This is a genomic window from Nocardia sp. bgisy118 (assembly GCF_057708605.1).
Genome location: NZ_JBYISM010000008.1, coordinates 30,544 through 48,609, shown reverse-complemented (window position 1 = coordinate 48,609; position 18,066 = coordinate 30,544). Strand labels below are relative to the sequence as shown.

At 68.4% G+C, this 18,066-nt stretch carries 18 protein-coding genes; 11 read left to right on the top strand and 7 right to left on the bottom strand.

The window, feature by feature from the left end; translation table 11 throughout:
• Positions 1-59: 59 nt before the first annotated feature.
• The 5 genes from AC3EO7_RS12375 (at position 60) to AC3EO7_RS12355 (ending at position 4,861) form a co-directional block, all read left to right on the top strand.
• The gene (locus tag AC3EO7_RS12375; RefSeq protein WP_431967120.1) at positions 60-1,253 is read left to right on the top strand and encodes an acyl-CoA dehydrogenase family protein; all 1,194 of its coding nucleotides are present in this window, start codon (positions 60-62) and stop codon (positions 1,251-1,253) included.
• Positions 1,250-2,050 carry an SDR family oxidoreductase gene (locus AC3EO7_RS12370; protein ID WP_435591235.1) on the top strand — a complete coding sequence of 267 codons (801 nt, stop codon included), beginning with the start codon at positions 1,250-1,252 and terminating at the stop codon, positions 2,048-2,050. Before AC3EO7_RS12375 ends, AC3EO7_RS12370 begins: the two co-directional genes overlap by 4 nt.
• A 233-nt stretch (positions 2,051-2,283) precedes the next feature.
• On the top strand, positions 2,284-2,928 hold the full coding sequence (locus AC3EO7_RS12365; protein WP_488186270.1) for a hypothetical protein: 645 nt from the start codon (positions 2,284-2,286) through the stop codon (positions 2,926-2,928).
• Between the two features lie 71 nt (positions 2,929-2,999).
• Positions 3,000-3,617 carry a TetR/AcrR family transcriptional regulator gene (locus AC3EO7_RS12360; RefSeq protein ID WP_431967114.1) on the top strand — a complete coding sequence of 206 codons (618 nt, stop codon included), beginning with the start codon at positions 3,000-3,002 and terminating at the stop codon, positions 3,615-3,617.
• A 95-nt stretch (positions 3,618-3,712) separates the two neighbouring features.
• Positions 3,713-4,861 carry an acetyl-CoA C-acetyltransferase gene (locus AC3EO7_RS12355; RefSeq protein ID WP_435591315.1) on the top strand — a complete coding sequence of 383 codons (1,149 nt, stop codon included), beginning with the start codon at positions 3,713-3,715 and terminating at the stop codon, positions 4,859-4,861.
• A 452-nt stretch (positions 4,862-5,313) separates the two neighbouring features.
• Here the strand turns inward: AC3EO7_RS12355 and AC3EO7_RS12350 are convergent, their stop codons facing one another.
• From AC3EO7_RS12350 to AC3EO7_RS12335, 4 genes are all read right to left on the bottom strand, one after another.
• Positions 5,314-6,393, bottom strand: a complete 1,080-nt coding sequence (locus AC3EO7_RS12350; RefSeq protein WP_431967112.1) for an NAD(P)H-dependent flavin oxidoreductase — start codon at positions 6,391-6,393, stop codon at positions 5,314-5,316.
• 73 nt (positions 6,394-6,466) lie between these two features.
• Complete coding sequence (locus AC3EO7_RS12345) at positions 6,467-7,225, bottom strand: CoA-transferase subunit beta (protein ID WP_431967110.1); 759 nt, start codon at positions 7,223-7,225, stop codon at positions 6,467-6,469.
• A gap of 4 nt (positions 7,226-7,229) precedes the next feature.
• On the bottom strand, positions 7,230-8,108 hold the full coding sequence (locus AC3EO7_RS12340; protein ID WP_435591234.1) for a CoA transferase subunit A: 879 nt from the start codon (positions 8,106-8,108) through the stop codon (positions 7,230-7,232).
• Positions 8,109-8,133: 25 nt separating this feature from the next.
• A complete protein-coding gene (locus AC3EO7_RS12335; protein ID WP_431967106.1) occupies positions 8,134-8,898 on the bottom strand; it encodes an enoyl-CoA hydratase family protein in 765 nt (254 codons plus the stop codon).
• An 87-nt stretch (positions 8,899-8,985) separates the two neighbouring features.
• On the opposite strand from AC3EO7_RS12335, the gene AC3EO7_RS12330 reads away from it, so the two are divergent.
• The 5 genes from AC3EO7_RS12330 to AC3EO7_RS12310 all read left to right on the top strand — a co-directional run bounded on the left by AC3EO7_RS12330 (position 8,986) and on the right by AC3EO7_RS12310 (position 13,587).
• Positions 8,986-9,777 (top strand): SDR family oxidoreductase, encoded by a 792-nt coding sequence (locus AC3EO7_RS12330; protein WP_431967104.1) that lies wholly within the window; start codon positions 8,986-8,988, stop codon positions 9,775-9,777.
• A gap of 31 nt (positions 9,778-9,808) precedes the next feature.
• Positions 9,809-10,717, top strand: a complete 909-nt coding sequence (locus tag AC3EO7_RS12325) for an SDR family oxidoreductase (RefSeq protein WP_431967102.1) — start codon at positions 9,809-9,811, stop codon at positions 10,715-10,717.
• 190 nt (positions 10,718-10,907) lie between these two features.
• Positions 10,908-12,056 carry a pentapeptide repeat-containing protein gene (locus AC3EO7_RS12320; protein ID WP_435591314.1) on the top strand — a complete coding sequence of 383 codons (1,149 nt, stop codon included), beginning with the start codon at positions 10,908-10,910 and terminating at the stop codon, positions 12,054-12,056.
• Positions 12,053-12,568: an ImmA/IrrE family metallo-endopeptidase gene (locus AC3EO7_RS12315; protein ID WP_431967100.1), complete on the top strand. Its 516-nt coding sequence runs from the start codon at positions 12,053-12,055 to the stop codon at positions 12,566-12,568. Before AC3EO7_RS12320 ends, AC3EO7_RS12315 begins: the two co-directional genes overlap by 4 nt.
• Positions 12,565-13,587, top strand: a complete 1,023-nt coding sequence (locus AC3EO7_RS12310; RefSeq protein WP_435591233.1) for a hypothetical protein — start codon at positions 12,565-12,567, stop codon at positions 13,585-13,587. The genes AC3EO7_RS12315 and AC3EO7_RS12310 overlap by 4 nt, the downstream gene beginning before the upstream one ends.
• A 552-nt stretch (positions 13,588-14,139) precedes the next feature.
• On the opposite strand, the gene AC3EO7_RS12305 is transcribed toward AC3EO7_RS12310, so the two are convergent.
• Both AC3EO7_RS12305 and AC3EO7_RS12300 read right to left on the bottom strand, forming a co-directional pair.
• Entirely contained in the window at positions 14,140-14,556 is a 417-nt protein-coding gene (locus AC3EO7_RS12305) for a helix-turn-helix domain-containing protein (protein ID WP_011207048.1), read from the bottom strand.
• 363 nt (positions 14,557-14,919) lie between these two features.
• A complete protein-coding gene (locus AC3EO7_RS12300) occupies positions 14,920-16,083 on the bottom strand; it encodes a steroid 3-ketoacyl-CoA thiolase (RefSeq protein ID WP_435591232.1) in 1,164 nt (387 codons plus the stop codon).
• Positions 16,084-16,213: 130 nt separating this feature from the next.
• On the opposite strand from AC3EO7_RS12300, the gene AC3EO7_RS12295 reads away from it, so the two are divergent.
• Positions 16,214-17,482 (top strand): cytochrome P450, encoded by a 1,269-nt coding sequence (locus tag AC3EO7_RS12295; protein WP_435591231.1) that lies wholly within the window; start codon positions 16,214-16,216, stop codon positions 17,480-17,482.
• Positions 17,483-17,567: 85 nt separating this feature from the next.
• Here AC3EO7_RS12295 and AC3EO7_RS12290 read toward each other — a convergent pair whose 3' ends face one another.
• Positions 17,568-17,987, bottom strand: a complete 420-nt coding sequence (locus AC3EO7_RS12290; RefSeq protein WP_431967092.1) for a nuclear transport factor 2 family protein — start codon at positions 17,985-17,987, stop codon at positions 17,568-17,570.
• Between the last annotated feature and the right edge of the window lie 79 nt (positions 17,988-18,066).

Here is an 18,066-nt window from a genome sequence, read left to right as displayed (position 1 = left end):
ACGCGAGTACTTATGCATGCACTCTACAAAGCAAGTGCTTGGTAGGTTATCCTACCGTCGTGGTTGCGATCCAGACCTCAGATTCCGACACTGCCGCGCAGGACGCACGGTTTTCCGCCGAAGTGCGGGAATGGCTGGCCGAGAATCTCGACGGAGAATTCCGCGAACTGCGCGGACTAGGCGGTCCAGGCCGCGAACACGAGGCGTTCGACGAGCGCCTGGCCTGGGACCGGCACCTGGCCGCCTCCGGGTGGACCTGCCTCGGCTGGCCCAAGGAGTACGGCGGTCGCGAGGCCACCGTGCGTCAGCAGGTGATCTTCCACGAGGAATACGCCAAGGCGAACGCGCCCGCGCGGGTCTCGCACGTGGGGGAGGAGCTGCTCGGCCCGACCCTGCTCGCCTTCGGCACCCAGGCACAGAAGGACCGTTTCCTGCCCGGCATCCGCAACGTCACCGAGCTGTGGTGCCAGGGCTACTCGGAACCGGGTGCGGGCTCGGACCTGGCCGCCATCAGCACCGCCGCGCACCTCGACGGCGACGAATGGTCCATCAACGGCCAGAAGATCTGGACCTCGCTGGCCCACGTGGCCGACTGGTGCTTCGTGGTGGCGCGCACCGAGAAGGGCTCGTCCCGCCACAAGGGCCTGTCGTACCTGCTCGTTCCCATGAAGCAGCCGGGTATCGAGGTGCGCCCGATCATCCAGCTCACCGGGACCTCGGAATTCAACGAGGTCTTCTTCGACGACGCGCGCACCGCCGCCGACCTGGTCGTCGGCGCGCCGGGCGACGGCTGGCGCATCGCGATGGGCACACTGACCTTCGAACGCGGCATCTCCACCCTCGGCCAGCAGATCCGCTTCGCCAGGGAACTGGCCGACATCGAGGCGCTGGCCCGCCGCATCGGCGTAGCCGACGACCCGCTCATCGCCGACCGGATCGACCGGGCCTGGGTGGGTCTGCGGGTGCTGCGCGCGCACGCGCTGCGCACCATGGAAGGCACCGGCGTCGACGACGGCGGACAGGCCTCGGTCGCCAAGCTGCTCTGGGCCAATTGGCACCGCGGCCTCGGCGAACTGGCCATGGCCGTGCTCGGCGCGCGCGGCCTGGTGGCCGACGAGGACGACGATCTCAACGAATGGCAGCGGCTGTATCTGTTCACCCGCGCCGACACCATCTACGGAGGTTCGAACGAAGTGCAGCGCAACATCATCTCCGAGCGCGTGCTCGGTCTGCCGCGCGAGGCCCGGCCGTGACGGCGCGGCCCCTTTCGGTCGCCCCTGAGCCCGTCGCCGGGCACGGCCTGCTGACCGGACGCGTCGCCGTCGTCACCGCGGCCGCCGGGACCGGCATCGGCTCGGCGACCGCGCGCAGGCTGCTCGCCGAGGGCGCCGACGTGGTCGTCTCCGATTGGCACGAGCGCAGGCTCGCCGAGACCGAGGTCGAGCTGAAGGGCGAGTTCCCGGATCGCCGGGTCGCCGCGATCGCCTGCGATGTGCAGAGCACCGAGCAGGTGGACGCGCTGGTGCGCGGCGCGGCGGAAGTGCTCGGCCGCATCGACATCATGGTCAACAACGCGGGCCTCGGCGGTGAGACGCCGGTGGTCGACATGACCGACGAGCAGTGGGACCGCGTCTTGGACATCACGCTCAACGGCACCTTCCGGTGCACCCGCGCCGCGCTGGCCTACTTCCGTTCGGCGGGCCACGGCGGCGTCATCGTGAACAACGCCAGCGTCCTCGGCTGGCGCGCGCAGTACGGGCAGGCGCACTACGCCGCGGCCAAGGCCGGTGTGATGGCGCTGACCCGGTGCAGCGCGGTCGAGGCCGCCGAGCTCGGCGTGCGGATCAACGCCGTCTCGCCGAGCATCGCGCGGCACGCGTTCCTCGACAAGGTCAGCTCGACGGAGCTGCTGGATCAGCTCTCCGAACAGGAGGCTTTCGGCCGCGCGGCCGAGCCGTGGGAGGTGGCCGCGACCATCGCCATGCTGGCCAGCGATTACACCAGCTACCTCACCGGCGAGGTCGTTTCGGTGAGCAGTCAGCGGGCCTGAGGCGCCCGATTGAGATCGCCTTCGGGCGTCCGCTTCCCTCCCCGGAAATGGGCGCCCGATCAGGTGAAAAAGGGTGGCGCGCGCGGGGCTGGGGTGTGCCATGCTGGGGAAGGACGGATCCCGCAATTTCGTAAGGGGCGTTGGCTATGGGCCCGGATCGCCCACCTGCCCGCGAACAACTAGAACTCGATGTCGTACGCGAGGTCGTGTTGGCCAGGCGCAGGCTGGACAGCATGGTTCTCGCTGCCCTGACGCTCGGCGCCGAGCTCATGAACCACGAGTCCGCGCGGGCGACGGCGTGCCGGGCCGCGCAGATTCTCGAGCGGTTCGCGATCGACGAGAGCGAAGTCGAACGAGACCCGAGAGCCGCGTTGCGCGCCGACATGGTGCGCGACAACGCTCGCGCCAGCCGGATCGGACTGCGGTCTCCCGCCGGGGTTCCCTCGGACCAGGATCGGCGGCGGCAGCGCCAGACCGCGCTGCTGCGCGAGGTCCGCGCCGATCTGATCGAGGTGCTGCGCCGCTGCCGCAAACATCACTTCGACCGCGGCGCCGTCGCCGACGAGATCGCGCAGGGTCTGTGCGCGGCCACCGACAAACTGGTGGTCGGCGCCGATATGGACGCCTACCACGCCTGGCAGCGCGGCATGGTGCTGAAGCTCATCGAGGAACCGGTCCCGTACGGCCCGCCCAGGGTGATGGCGACCGTCGACGCGGGCCCCGGCCGCGGGCCCCTGACCGTCGAATGGGACACGCCGGAGCGAAGATTGGCGCTAGTCGCCCGCATGGCCCGCGCCGGCATCTCCCCGGTCGTCATCTGCGACCGCCTCCTCGCCGACCTCTCGGTCTCCTCCCCGATCCGCTACTCCCTGCGCTAGCGCACCACCGAAACCCGCCGAATCAGGATGTGCCGTTGCCTACTACCACCAAGCAAATGCTTGGTTGTATTATGGCCTTCGTGACCGCACCTGACGCCTCGAAATCCGCACGACGCAACGAACTGCTCGCGCTGGCGGCCGACCTGTTCGCCCAGCGTGGACTGCGCGCGACCACGGTGCGCGATATCGCCGACGCGGCGGGGATTCTATCCGGGAGCCTCTACCACCACTTCGATTCCAAGGAGTCGATGGTGGACGAGATCCTGCGCGGCTTCCTGGACGACCTGTTCGGCCGCTACCGCGAGATCGTCGGCTCCGGCCTCAGCTCGCGAGACACCTTGGAAGCCTTGGTGATCGCGTCCTACGAGTCGTTCGACCGCTTCCACGCCGCGGTCGCGATCTACCAGGCCGAGGCCAAACGCCTGCGCGACGCGGAGCGTTTCGCCTACATCGCGGAGTACAACCGCGAGTTCCGCGAGCTCTGGCACCGGGTGCTGACCAACGGTGTCGAGGACGGCAGCTTCCGTCCCGAGCTCGACGTCGAACTGGCCTATCGCTTCCTGCGCGACACCGTCTGGGTCGCCGTGCGCTGGTACCAGCCGGGCGGCGCCATCACCGTCGAAAACCTCGCAAAGCAGTACCTCACCATCGTGCTCGACGGGCTCACCGCCTCGCAGCACACCGACTAGGAGACCCCATGTCTGCACCTTCCGCCCGCCGCGCTGGGCCTACCCGCCCCGCCGTCTCCGCAGGCTCCGACGACTACCGTCCCCCTTACACCCCGCTGCGGGACGCCTACGTGATCGACGCGGTGCGCACCCCCGTCGGCAAGCGCGGAGGTGCGCTGGCCGGTGTGCATCCGGCCGATCTGGGTGCGGCCGCGCTGCGCGGACTGCTCGACCGCAACCCGATCGACCCGATCAATGTCGATGACGTGATCGTCGGCTGCGTCGACAACGTCGGTCCGCAGGCGGGCAACATCGGCCGCACCATGTGGCTGGCCGCGGGCTACCCGGAGGAAGTCCCCGGCGTCACCGTCGACCGGCAGTGCGGATCTTCCCAGCAGGCCATCAATTTCGGCGCGCAGGCCATCATGAGCGGCACCGCCGAGGTGATCGTCGCAGGCGGCGTCCAGAACATGAGCGCCATCCCGATCTCGGCGGCCATGCTGGCGGGCAAGGAGTACGGCTTCGAGTCGCCGTTCGTCGGCGCGCAGGGCTGGGACCACCGGTACGGCACCGACGAGGTCTCCCAGTTCCGCGGCGCGCAGCTGATCGCCGAGAAGTGGGGTATCAGCCGCCAGGACATGGAGCAGTGGGCGCTGCGCAGCCACGAGCGCGCCCGCCAGGCCATCAAGGAAGGCAAGTTCGACAAGGAGATCGTCCCGGTCGGCGATTTCTGGATCGACCAGGGCCCGCGCGAGACCTCGCTGGAGAAGATGGCCTCGCTGCCCGCGCTCGCCGAGGGCAGCCCGCTCACCGCCGCGGTGGCCAGCCAGATCTCCGACGGCGCCAGCGCCACCCTGCTCGCCTCGGAGTGGGCGGTGCAGGAATACGGCCTGACCCCGCGCGCCCGCATCCACCACGTCAGCGCGCGCGGCGCCGACCCGATCTTCATGCTCACCGCGCCCATCCCGGCCACCAAGTGGGCGCTGGCGAAGACCGGTCTCACCATCGACGACATCGACGTGGTGGAGATCAACGAGGCCTTCGCTCCCGTCGTGCTCGCCTGGCTGAAGGAGACCGGCGCCGAGCCGGAGAAGGTCAACGTCAACGGCGGCGCCATCGCGCTGGGCCACCCGCTCGGCGCCACCGGAGCCAAGCTCTTCGCCACCCTGCTCAACGAGCTGGAGCGCCGCAACGGCCGCTACGGCCTGCTGACCATCTGCGAGGGCGGCGGCACCGCCAACGCCACCATCATCGAGCGCCTGTAAGCACCGATCGCGATCTGCGCCGGGCGAATGCCATTCGCCCGGAGCGGTTTTCGTGGTGATGCGCCCGTCGGTCGCGGGCAGCGGTTGGCTGGGCGGCCGAGGCAGACACCCGTGGGCACGGCTGTGATCGCTGTGGTCAGTCCTCCGCGGCGCGCATGCCAACTCCGATGCGTCTGCGGATTTTCGGCGTCGTCGTGATGATCGCCCAAACGGTGGAAGCCATAACGTCAGCGTAGGCGGCGCAACCCCACCGGCAGATAGTAGATCCACGCATATGCTCCACACGCCTCGCAGGGCGTATACCGGCTGCGGAGCGTGCGAAACCGCTGCGAGGTCCTTGTGCCGGCGGGCTCGGTCGCATCGCGCCGACGCGCCTGGCCCGCCGGTTCAGGGCATGACAAGGCCGCTCGATCGGGGATCGAGCGGCCTTGTAGGTCGATGCTGATCGGGGGTCAGTGAGTAGCCGTTCGACCGGCGAGCGCCGACATCGCCTCGATCCGCGCCAGCGCGTCGGCGACCACGTGATCGATGAGCTCCTTGCAGGTCGGCAGGTCGTCGATGATGCCGGTGACCTGACCCGCGGCCAGCACCCCCGCCTGGGTGTTGCCCTCGACGAGCCCGGCGCGCAACAGCATCGGGGTGTTGGCGGCCATGATCACCTGGGACCAGCTGAGGTCCTTGGTCTTTCGCATGGCGAGGCCATCCTTGACCATGGTCGACCACTTCATGCCGGTCATGCTCTTGAACCGCGCCGCGTTCGACACCGCCGCGGCCAAGCCACGCCAGCGGCCCGAATTCTCCAGCCGCTGCACCAGTTCGGTGTTCAGCACGCGATGCGGCATGCCGTCGACCTTCAACGAGACCACGGTGTCCTGTAACTGCCTGCGCAGGTATTCCTGTTTCACCGCGTCGGGCACGGAACTCTCCTGGGTCAGCAGGAAGCGGGTGCCCATCGCGACGCCCGCCGCGCCGTAGGCCAGCGCCGCCGCCAGGCCGCGCCCGTCGAAGAAACCGCCCGCCGCGACGACCGGGATGTCGACCGCGTCGAGCACCGAGGGCAGCAGCAGCGTGGTCGCGACGGGACCGGTGTGCCCGCCGCCCTCGCCGCCCTGCACGATCACCGCGTCGGCGCCCCAGGAGGCCACCTTCACCGCGTGCTTGGCCGCGCCGATCGACGGAATCACCACGACGCCTGCGTCTTTGAGCTTGGCGATGAGATCCTTCTTCGGCGCGAGCGCGAACGAGGCGACCGCCACCTTCTCCCTGATCAGCAGGTCGATGCGCTCGCCCGCGTCGGTGGCGTCGGCGCGGATGTTCACGCCGAACGGTTTGTCGGTCTGCGACTTGGTCTTCGCGATCGCCGCTTCCAGCTCCGCGAAGGTCATGGTCGCCGAGGCGAGAATGCCGAGGCCGCCCGCGTTGGCGGTGGCCGAGACCAGGCTCGGGCCGGCCACCCAGCCCATGCCGGTCTGTACGACGGGATGCTCGACGCCGACCAATTCGGTCAGCGGCGTGTGCAGGCGTCCGGTCATGCGGTGTCCTTTCGTGCATGCCCGAGGGGCCCTACGTGGTTACGCAGGCTGCCTCCTCCGGGCCCTGACTCGGTCATGCGGCCACTTCCTTGTCGCGAATGCCCTTGGGATCCAGCACCGTCCGGATGATCCGCAGTTCTTCCGCGCTCGGCAGCCGCGTCTCGCCCGCCTCGCCGAGCCCGGCGATCTCGAACGAGGTGTTCTCGGCGACCTCTTCCGGGCTCACCCCGGGGTGCAGCGAGAGGGCGCGCATCGTGTGGCCGGGCCCGCCGAAATCGAAGACGCCCAGATTGCTCACGACCCGGTGCAGGTGGTGGAAGCGGAAAGCCGGGTTGGCCGGGTCGATCTTGTCGTAGCCGACGCCGGAGACGATGTCGACCTGCTCGCAGAACACCCGGTTGGTGTGCCTGGGCACCCAATAGCTGGTGGCGTGGTTGATCGTGTTGCCCGGCGCGCCACGCACGCCGAACATCTGCCTGGTCGGCCGCTGGAGCGGGCCGAAGGCGGACAGGTTCTGGTTGCCGTACTTGTCGATCTGGTTGGCGCCCATGACCACGTGCCGTCGACCGGAGGCGACCACGTCGAAGACCTTGGAGAACGGAATCCAGCCCTCGATGGGGGCTTTCGCGCCGAGCGCGGGCGTTTCGGCCAGGTAGAGCGCCTCGCCGTCGGAGAGCAGCAGATCCGGTTCGAAGGTAAGCCGGGCCAGTCGCGCGCCGATCGTGGTGACCGGGGACATCGGGCTCGCCATGATCTCGCCCGCCCCGCGGAAGATCTCCGCGCAGGCGACGACGCACACTTCGGCGAGGGTGCTCGTGGTGGTGTCGGTCATCGGGTCAGCCCTCCTGCGTGGCGAAAGCGCGGACGGCCGCCTGGTATTCGTCCTCGGAGACGTCGAGGTACGTGGCCTTGAACTCGGCCCACGACTCGGGCGTCTTGGCGGCCGCCACGTAGTGACGCTGGAATTTCTCGTCCCGGCCGTAGCTGCCGGAGAATGTGAAGTGCGCGCCGCCCGGGGACTCGACCACGCCGTCGACCATCATCCGGTTGAGGATGATCGCCTGCTGCGGAACGGCTTTCACCAGCTCCTCGGTCTCGACCAGCCGATCCACCGACAGGTAGCGGCGCTCGGCGGACAGGCAGTACAGATCGTCGAAGTAGGGGTCGACGCCGGTGTAGGCGGCATTGCCGTGCTTGTCGCCGAGGTCCAGATGAACCAGCGCCGCATCGAGATTCAGCGCGGGCATGGCGACGAGCGTTTCGGTCCGTCCGTCGGCGGCCGGGTAGGGGGAGGCGACGGTCTTCAGCTCGCCCTCCCAGAAATCCATGACCGCGGAGCCGAGCCCGGCGCGGATCGGCAGGAACGGCAGCCGGGCCGCCGCGGCCTGTAGACCGCACTTGACCATGCCCTCGTCCATTTCGCGGACCGTGATCGCGCCCTCGGTGCGCGCCTTGGCGAACCACGGATCGTAGAAGGGCGCCGAATCCAGCGACACGAACCCGTAGTACGCCTTGCGCACCTTGCCCGCCGAGCAGAGCAGGCCCAGGTCGGGGCCGCCGTAGCTGACCACGGTCAGATCGGTGAGGTCCGAGCGCAGGATGGCCCGCACCAGCGCCATCGGCTTGCGCCGGGAACCCCAGCCGCCGATGCCGATGGTCATTCCGCTGCGCAGCTCGCCGACCACGTCGTCGAGCGACATTCGCTTGTCCCGCATGTGTTCTCCTGTATCCGTGGGCGGGCTACTCGCCGGCCTTGCGCGCCGCGAGGTCGTCTTCGAACCTGGCGCGGATCTCGTCGGCGACGCCCGCCAGGTTCAGTTCGAAGGTGAAGCCCTGCTCGTAGCGGTAGCTGCGGTGCACGTCCTGCACGTCGATGCCGTTGAGCGCGCGCTTGGCCGCCCGGATCACCCGGCCGTCCTTGGCCGCGATGTTCTTGGCGACTTCCATGGCGGCGGCGTCGAGTTCGGCGCGCGGCACCACCTGGTACACCGAGCCGTAGTGCTGCAGCTGCTGGGCGGTGATGGTGCTCGCGGTGTAGAACAGCGCGCGCATCAGGTGCTGGGGGACCAGCCGGGAGAGGTGCGTGGCCGCGCCGAGCGCGCCGCGGTCCACCTCGGGCAGGCCGAAGGTGGCGTCGTCGGAGGCGATGACGACGTCGGCGTTGCCGACCAGGCCGATGCCGCCGCCGAGGCAGAAGCCCTGCACCACCGCGATGACCGGCACCGGGCAGTCGTAGACCGCGGCGAACGCCTCGAAGCAGCCGTGGTTGGCGTCGATCAGCGCCTGGTGGCCCGGCTTGCTCTGGATCTCCTTGATGTCGACGCCCGCGTTGAAGCCGCGGTTCTCCGCGCGCAGTACCACGACCTTGGTCTCTGGGTCGCGCCCTGCCGCGCGGACGGCGTCGGCGATGGCGAACCAGCCGTCGGTCGGGATGGCATTGACCGGCGGGTAGTCGACCGTGACGACGGTGATGCCGGTTGATTCGGAGTGACGGTTGATCCCCATCGCATGTCCTTCGTTTCTGAGCTCGTGGTGCGTGCCGGATGTCGCCGGGCATTGGCAAAGCAAGCAGTTGCTTGGTAGGTTAGCACGGTGGGACTCGAAATCGATCTGACCGATCGCGTCGTTTTGGTCACCGGCGGAGTGCGCGGTGTAGGCGCGGGGATCAGCAGGACATTCCTGGCGGCGGGTGCGACGGTGGTCGCGTGCGCCCGGCGCCCGGCCGACGCCCCGGTGGTCCACGACGGCCGGGAGATCGAATACCTGCCGTGCGACGTCCGCGACGGCGACGCGGTCCAGGGCATGATCGACACGGTGCTCGCCCGCCACGGGCGGCTCGATCACCTGGTGAACAACGCGGGCGGCGCCCCCTTCGCGCTCGCCGCCACCGCGAGCAAGAACTTCCACGCCAAGATCGTGGAGCTGAATCTCCTCGCCCCGCTACTGGTTTCGCAGGCCGCCAACGCGGTCATGCAGGAACAGTCCGACGGCGGATCGATCGTGATGATCTCCAGCGTCAGCGGCCATCGGCCCTCCCCGGGCACCGCGGCCTACGGCGCGGCCAAGGCGGGCATCGACAACCTGACCCAATCCCTCGCCGTCGAGTGGGCCCCGAAGGTCAGGGTGAACTCGCTGGTGGTCGGCCTGGTCGAGACCGAGCTCACCGAAATGCACTACGGCGACCGCGAGGGCGTCGACGCCGTCGCCGCGACGGTTCCGCTCGGCCGGATGGCCCGTCCCGAGGACATCGGCCGCGCCGCCGCCTTCCTGGCCTCGCCCCTCGCCGCCTACGTCAGCGGCGCCTCGCTGCCGGTGCACGGTGGCGGCGAGCGCCCCGCCTTCCTTGCCGCGTCCACCGCGGAGCACGACCAGCAGCGGGCCTGATCCCGAACAGAACGAAAGAGGACAACAGGTAATGAGCGAGCAGATCTGTGCGGGGCGCACCGTCATCGTCACCGGCGCGGGCCGCGGTATCGGCCGGGCGCACGCGCTGGCCTTCGCGGCCGCGGGCGCGCGCGTGGTGGTCAACGACCTCGGCTCCGCCCTCGACGGCGCTGCCACCGTCGAGACGCCCGCCCAGCAGGTGGTCGCCGAAATCGAGGCGATGGGCGGCCAAGCCGTGGCCAACGGCGACGACATCGCGGACTGGGCGGGCGCGCGCAACCTGATCCGGCAGGCAGTCGATACCTTCGGCGGGCTGGACGTGTTGGTCAACAACGCGGGCTTCGTGCGCGACCGGATGCTGGTCAACCTGGGCGAGGACGAGTGGGACGCGGTGGTGCGAGTGCACCTCAAGGGCCATTTCGCCACCATGCGTCACGCCATCGAATACTGGCGCGGCGAGAGCAAGGCGGGCCGTCCGGTCGACGCCCGCATCATCAACACCAGCTCCGGCGCAGGCCTGCAGGGCAGCGTCGGCCAGGGCAACTACGGCGCCGCGAAGGCGGGTATCGCCGGGCTGACCCTGACCGCCGCCGCTGAATTCGCCCGGTACGGCGTGACCGTCAACGCCATCGCGCCCGCCGCGCGCACCAGGATGACCGAGACCGTGTTCGCCGAGACGATGGCCAAGCCCGAGGACGGGTTCGACGCGATGGCGCCGGAGAACATCTCGCCGCTGGTGGTCTGGCTCGGCAGCCCCCAGTCCGCCGGTGTCACCGGTCGCATGTTCGAGGTCGAGGGCGGCAAGGTCGCGCTGGCCGACGGCTGGCGGCACGGCGTCGCGGTGGATCGCGGCGCGCGCTGGGAGCCCGTCGAGCTCGGCCCGGTCGTCGCGGACCTCATCGCGAAGGCCGCGCCGCCGGAGCCGGTGTACGGAGCCTGATCGATCTGTTTGCTGGGCGGGCCCTGGGCTCGCCCAGTGAAATTCGAGCTAACGCCATGTGACGCGAGCCCTGTCCCCTCGGGGCGCCGCTGTGCGCTGCCATCCTTTCCCTGCGCCTTTCAGGGCGGGGGTTTACTATGGGCACCCGTCCGTCAAAAGTCCGGATGAGGTGTTGCGACCGGGCATATAGCTGCGCTGTACGAAGAGGGGAAGGCTGGCGCATGGCCGTTGGTCGCACGTTCCGTGCGGTGGCACTAGCCGGAGCTGTGACCGGTTTTGCGCTACTCGGTTCCGTTGCCGCCCTCGCGCAACCGGGTGGCATACCGCCCGAGGAGCCGGGTCAGCCGCGCGTCCCCGCGTCGAGCGCTTCCATCACGGGCCCCGGATTGCCGCTGGTGCCAATGACTCCCGAACCCACCGCCGAGGAGATCGGTTCGTCCGCTGTCGGCTCGGCAAGCGCCGCGGGTTCCGCTGGACTCGGTTCCGCCGCCGCCGCGGGTTCCGCCGGACTGGGCTCAGCCGGATTGGGCTCGGCCGGTGCGGCCGGTTCCGCCGGGTTGGCCGCTGTGCTCGGTACCGGGTCGGCCGGATTGGGTGCGTTGTTGGGCACCGGCTCAGCCGGATTGGCTGCGTTGCTCGGTACCGGTTCGGCGGGTCTGGGGGCAGCTGTCGGTTCGGTGGCCGTTGGTTCTGCCGCTGTCGGTTCGGCAGCCGTCGGCTCTGCCGCTGTCGGTTCCGCGGCTGTCGGTTCCGCCGGTGTCGGTTCGGCCGCTGTCGGTTCCGCGGGCGTTGGTTCCGCGGGTGTCGGTTCGGCGGGCGTTGGTTCCGCGGGTGTCGGTTCGGCGGCCGTCGGCTCTGCCGCTGTCGGTTCCGCGGCTGTCGGTTCGGCGGGCGTTGGTTCCGCCGGTGTCGGTTCGGCCGCGGTCGGCTCCGCCTCCCCACTGCTGCTCCTGCTGATCCCGCTGCCGACACTGCCCGTCCCGGCGACTCCTGCTGCGCCCCTCGTCATTCCGCCCGTCCCCGACGGCCCGGCTCCACAGCTCGCTCCGATCCCGGTCGCCGCACCGCCCGCCGCGAAGGCGGTTCCGGAGCAGACTCCGCCGCCCGCTCCCGCGCCGCAAGTGCCCGCGAATCCGAACCACGACGTACGCCCGACGAGCGCCGACAACGGACTGCCCGAACCGAACGTGCTCTCGGTCGTCGGCGGCCTCCTCGCCCTCGCGCTCGCCGGAACCGGTTCCGGCGTGGTCAGTTTCCAGAGCGCCTCCGCCGCGCAGGCCAGGGTGGACGCCGCCCGCGCCCAGTTCTTCGGCCCGAGGTTGTGAGGGGTCAGGCATGAGTGAGAGCAGGACGCAGAGCAGTTCCCGGTCCTACCGGCGGGTGGCGGCCGCGGTCGACGCGGTGTGCGCCGTGGCCGCCGACTACGACGCCACCACCCTGGACGAGGTGGTCGCCGCGATCGCCAACGAGCGTAAGCGGGAAATCGAGATCGCCAGTGCCCAACTGGGTCCCGGTGTCTGCGGCCAGCGCAGGTTCTATCCCGACCGGGACGTCATCGTGCTGGCGGCCACATTGCCCAGCCGCGATCACACGCTGGCCCACGAACTCGGCCACATCGTCTTCGACCACGAGGGCGCGCCCGCACCGGAGGTGACACTCGAGGCCGGCGACGACCTGATCGCCTACATGCTGAGCCAGCGCGCCCATCAGCAGATCGTCGACGACGGCGCCGACGAGCTGGCCGAATGGGAGGCCGAGACCTTCGCCGCCATGCTGATGACCCGGCTGCGCGTCTTCAACAGCCGAGGCGCGGGCGTCTCGGTCCTTCGATTCGATGAGGCACTCGGATGACGTTCTGGTTGACGGCCATGCTGGTCTGGGTGGCCGCGGGCGCGCGCGTGGGGCGCGTGCTGGTGAAACCCGCGACGACGGCGCGGGTGGCGATCGTCGTCGCGGTGGCCGCGGTAGCGCTCGGCGCGACGGTCGCGGTGCCCGAAATCGCCCTCGCCGTGGACAATCTGCGCCCGCACGGCCTGCGCTCCGGGCTGCTGTCCGACGGCGTCGTGCTCTCGGTGTGGCTCGCGTTCGTCACGGCCACCTCGGTGGTGGCCGCCGCGGCGTGGCCGGTGGTCTCGCGGCGCAACCTGCGCCAGATCGGCATGGTGATCTACGCGGCGGGCACGACCGCGGTGGCCATCGCGCTGTCGTGGTCGTACACGTTCGGCTGGCTGCTCGTCGTGCTCGGCGCGATCTTCATCGTCGTGACCGGATTGCGCAACCTGGACTGGACGACGCTCGGCCGCGGCATCGCCATCTACACCGGGGGAACCGCGTTGGTCGGCGTGCTCGCGGTGCTTCAGGTGCGGCGCGCGCTGACCGACGAGCCGAGCGCGCCCGCGGGTCAACCGGCGTGGGACTGGCCCGCGTGGGAAATCGCCGCGCTGCTGGTCGCTTTCGGCGCGGTGTGGATCGTGGTGGAGCTGTGGGTGCGAGCCAGAGTGCTGCTGCGCCAGATTCGGTCGCTGCACCGCCTGATGGTCGGCCGGTTCCCTGAAGTGGTGGCGCACGATCAGACCGGAACCTCCACGCAGCTGCGTGCCTCGGACCAGGTCGCCCAGATCATGGACGCCCTCTACCTGCAATCGGGTGGCGGTGTCGAGTTGGTGGCCGCGGGCACGCCGCCCGACGCCATCGCCGAGCGCGCCGACGAGGTGGCGGAGTGGGCGCGAAATCCGTTGGGCGACATCGTGATAGACGCTCGATGGATCGCGCCGTCGGAGGGTGTCGGTTCGCGCGGCTGGGTACAGGCGATCGCGCGCGCCTACGAGTCCACCGCAGGCGCGCACTCGGAGGAGCCGGTTTCTCGATGACCTGACGCGGGTGATCATCCATCGGTGTCGCCGTCGCATGTGGTGACGGCCGCCGTTCTCCGTGCCGCACCACGATTTTCGATGATCGGTGTTCCCGGTCACCCGTCGATGACATCGACTCGGATGGATGACTACACTGCTCACCGCGCGCACCGTCGACCTGTGAGGGCATCGTCACCGTGACGATAAGGCCGCGGGATCGAAGTTGGACCCGTGTCCATCAGTGGAATGTAATGCGCCCCTGGAAATCGGGGCTATCGACCGAACGAGGAACTTGCTCGCTCTGTCTTCTGTGGTGTGGCATGCGTTTGCACAATGGCGATCGCAACCCGCTCGGTATGGATCGAGCGGTGCACTTTCAAACGTTCTTGCACGGCGTGGAATCCGAATCGGCGCGCAATCCGCGGACGCTACAGAATGCGCGCACTCCGCCGAATTGGATTCGGCGGGAACCCGTGTGCCGCGGCGGCCTGCCCGTCCTCGGGAGCTGGTTCGCGCACAACGCAGCACAGTGCGACCGATGGCCGCACTGTGCTGCGCTGTGGGAGAACCTTATTCGGTTCCGTCCGGAGGAATTTCGGGCAAGCCCTCACTCGCCCGCAACTTCTCCGCCATGGAGGTGAGAAGGTTCTGCGATTCTTCGGAAAGATCGAACGCCCTACTCGACAGCCGACGCAGTCCGTAGCCCTGCAGCTGGGACAGCAGCTCAAGATCGTGATCGATCTTGGCGGCATAGATGTCGTTGAAGAAGTAGTCCGGCTTGACCTTGAAGAACTTGGCCAGTGCAGCCACCGTTTCGTCCGACGGGTTGGTCCGTTGGCCCGACCGCAACTGCGAGAGATACGGTTTCGAGATCGGATGCCCGGAGGCCGTCAGCGCAGCCGCAACCTCCGCGTTGGTGTGCGGCTTGCGCCCCGGGGGATGCACGGTTTCGAACAGCTTGTTCAGCCGCGCCGCGAAATCAGCCATTGTGAGCCGCCCAATTCCCTTCGCTGTACTAACAGTCGTTATCTCGGATACGTATCATTGATATTAGCGGCTCAGTAACTGAAAACCTACGCCTGATTCAGGATTTCCTTGAAGCTTCTAGGTGAGCGGTCGGCGAAGCTACTGGGACGGTTGCGTTTGCGGGTCGCGCCAACGTCTCTAGTGGAGGCGCGGTACGACCCGGTTCTGGCCCGTCGCGGGGGTCTTCCCGATCAGGGCGATGTTAGCGACAAGATAGCTGACATCTCATCTAGTCGGCCGTACTGGTCACTGTGTGGCGTACGACACGTTTTGCGGGCTCTGGGATGAACGTTCAACAAATGGGAGTGGAATTAGTTGAAGTTGCTACAACCTCTCGATGATCGTACCTGTCGCCAGTGCGCCACCGGCACACATGAGCACCATTGCCGTGCTGCCGCCGGTCCGCTCCAGTTCGTGCAAAGCCGTTGTGATGAGCCGGGATCCGGTGGACCCGACCGGATGGCCGAGAGCAATCGCGCCGCCGTTGACATTCACCCGGTCCATGTCCGGCTGGTGTACAGAAGCCCACGAAAGTGCGACCGAAGCGAATGCCTCATTGATCTCGAAAAGGTCGATGTCGCCGATACTCATCCCGGAACGCTCCAGTAGGCGAGTGCAAGCTTGCACCGGACCGTCGAGATGGAATTCCGGCTCGGCGCCGACCAGTGCCTGAGTCACGATCCGCGCGCGGGGGCGCAAACCCGCTCGCTGCGCGGCCTTTTCGTCCATCAGCAGCACCGCGGCCGCGCCGTCGGAGATCTGTGACGAACTGCCTGCGGTGTGCACGCCGCCCTCCAGGACCGGCTTCAGCTTGGCCAAGCCCTCCACGGTGGTCTCGCGCAGACCTTGATCCCGGGCCACGTCCAGCTTCTCGCCGGTGAGGTTGCCTTCCTTGTCCACCGCGGGCGCGGTGACCGACAGCACCTCGCGATCGAAGCGTCCTTCGGCCCACGCCTGCCCGGCCAGCCGCTGCGAGCGTGCGCCGAATTCGTCGACGTCCGCGCGAGAGATGCCGCGCCGCTTGGCAATTCGCTCGGCGGCCTCGAACTGGTTGGGCAGGTCGATGTTCCACGACGCCGGCCTGCGCGGACCGGCGTGCTCGCCGACGTTGGCGCCCAACGGAACTCGGCTCATCGCCTCAACGCCGCAGGCCATGCCGATATCGATCGCACCTGCGGCGATGAGGCCGGCCACCAGGTGGTTGGCCTGCTGTGCCGAACCGCACTGCGCGTCGATCGTGGTCGCGCCGACCTGCCACGGCAGTCCGGCGTGCAGCCACGCGACCCGGGTGACGTTGTTGGACTGCTCGCCCGCCTGGGTGACGCAGCCGCCGATGACCTGCTCCACCTGGGCCGGGTCCAGGTGAGCGCGCTCGAGCAGCCCGCGCTGGGCCAGGCCGAGGAGTTCGGCGGCGTGCAGGCCGGATAGCCAGCCGCCGCGCTTGCCGATCGGAGTGCGAGCGGCCTCGACGATGACGGGTGTGCCCATCTTGAACCTTCCTCTGGGGACCAAAACTGAAACGTGTGCCAGCCGGATGTACTGGGCTTCTTTACTAGTCCTTCCGGCTGTGCTGCAATTGATTGTAGAACGTGTTTCAGTTTGTCGAAGGAGACATCTGGTGGTTGAGACTCGGAACGCCCGCCCGAATCTGCCGGAAGGGTTCGACGTCACGGACCCGGACATCTACGCCGAGCGAGTTCCGGTCGAAGAATTCGCCGAACTGCGCCGCACCGCGCCGATCTGGTGGAACCCGCAGTCGCCCGAGACCGGTGGCTTCCAGGACGAGGGTTTCTGGGTGGTGAGCAAGCACGCCGACGTCAAGGAGGTGTCGCGGCGCAGCGAGGTGTTCTCCAGCTTCGAGAACACCGCGATCCCGCGCTTCAACGACGACATCACCCGCGAGCAGATCGAACTCCAGCGCATCGTGCTGCTCAACATGGACGCGCCCGAGCACACCAAGCTTCGCAAGATCATCTCGCGCGGCTTCACCCCGCGCGCCATCAACGGCCTGCGCGCCGAACTATCGGCGCGGGCCGAGGAGATCGTGAAGAGCGCGGCCGATTCGGGAGCGGGCGATTTCGTCACCCAGGTCGCGTGCGAGCTGCCGCTGCAAGCGATCGCAGAGCTGATCGGCGTTCCGCAGGAAGACCGGATGAAGGTCTTCACCTGGTCCAACCAGATGACCGGCTACGACGACCCGGAGAACGACGCCGACCCGGTGGCCGCGTCCGCCGAGATCCTCGGCTACGCCTACCAGATGGCCGCCGCCCGCAAGGCATGTCCCGCCGACGACATCGTGACCACGCTGATCGAGGCCGATATCGACGGTGACAAGCTCAGCGAGGAGGAGTTCGGCTTCTTCGTCATCATGCTCGCGGTCGCAGGCAACGAGACCACCCGCAACGCCATCACCCACGGCATGATGGCCTTCCTGGACAACCCCGACCAGTGGGAGCTGTTCAAGAAGGAGCGCCCGGCCACCGCGGCCGACGAGATCATCCGCTGGGCGACTCCGGTCACCTCCTTCCAGCGCACCGCGCTGGAGGACACCGAGCTCGGCGGCGTGCAGATCAAGAAGGGGCAGCGGCTGGTGATGCTGTACCGCTCGGCCAACTTCGACGAGGACGTCTTCGAGAACCCGGAGAAGTTCGACATCACCCGCAAGGACAACCAGCACCTGTCCTTCGGCGGCACCGGCGCGCACTTCTGCATCGGCGCGAACCTGGCCCGTCTGGAGATCGATCTGATCTTCAACGCGATCGCCGACCACCTGCCCGATATGACGAAGTTCGGCGACGCCAAGCGCCTGCGGTCCGGGTGGCTGAACGGTATCAAGGAATTCCCGGTCGACTACAAGACCAAGGGCGGCTGCCCGGTCGCGCACTGACCGAGCGAAAAGGGCCCTCGAACCGGAGTACCCAGCCGGTTCGAGGGCCCTTTCGTCTGCTGCCCGAGAGCAGGGGCAGCCGGAATCAGTCGACGCGCCGGGTAGTCGCGATCGCCCGGTCGACCTCCCAGAACGCGCGCAGGGCGGCGATCTTGCCCGCGTCGTCGACCTTGTAGGTGAACACGCCCTCGGCATCGATCTGATGCCCGCCGATGCGGGTGCGGATGGTGCCGGTGAAGGCCACCTCCTTGCCGCAGGCGAAGGAATCGTCGAAGAGGAACTCGATCGATTCGGTCTGCGCGATCGCCTTGTCCCAGAACGCCGCGATGGCGTCACGGCCGCGGTGACCCTTGCCCTCGGGGTCGAAACCCGAAGGGCCGATGGGATCTTCGACGATCCCGTCGGCGGCGAACAGATCCAGCCACGCGTCCTTGTCCCGTGCCCGCACCGCGGCCTGGGATGCGAGTCCGGCGAGGCGGGCGGGATGCTCGGTAGTGGTGGTCATAGGAGCTCCGTATCTGATGGCAGGTATCCGTCGATCGGGGAAGCGAAGCGCCCCCGATCGACCTCCAACGTCGGTCGGT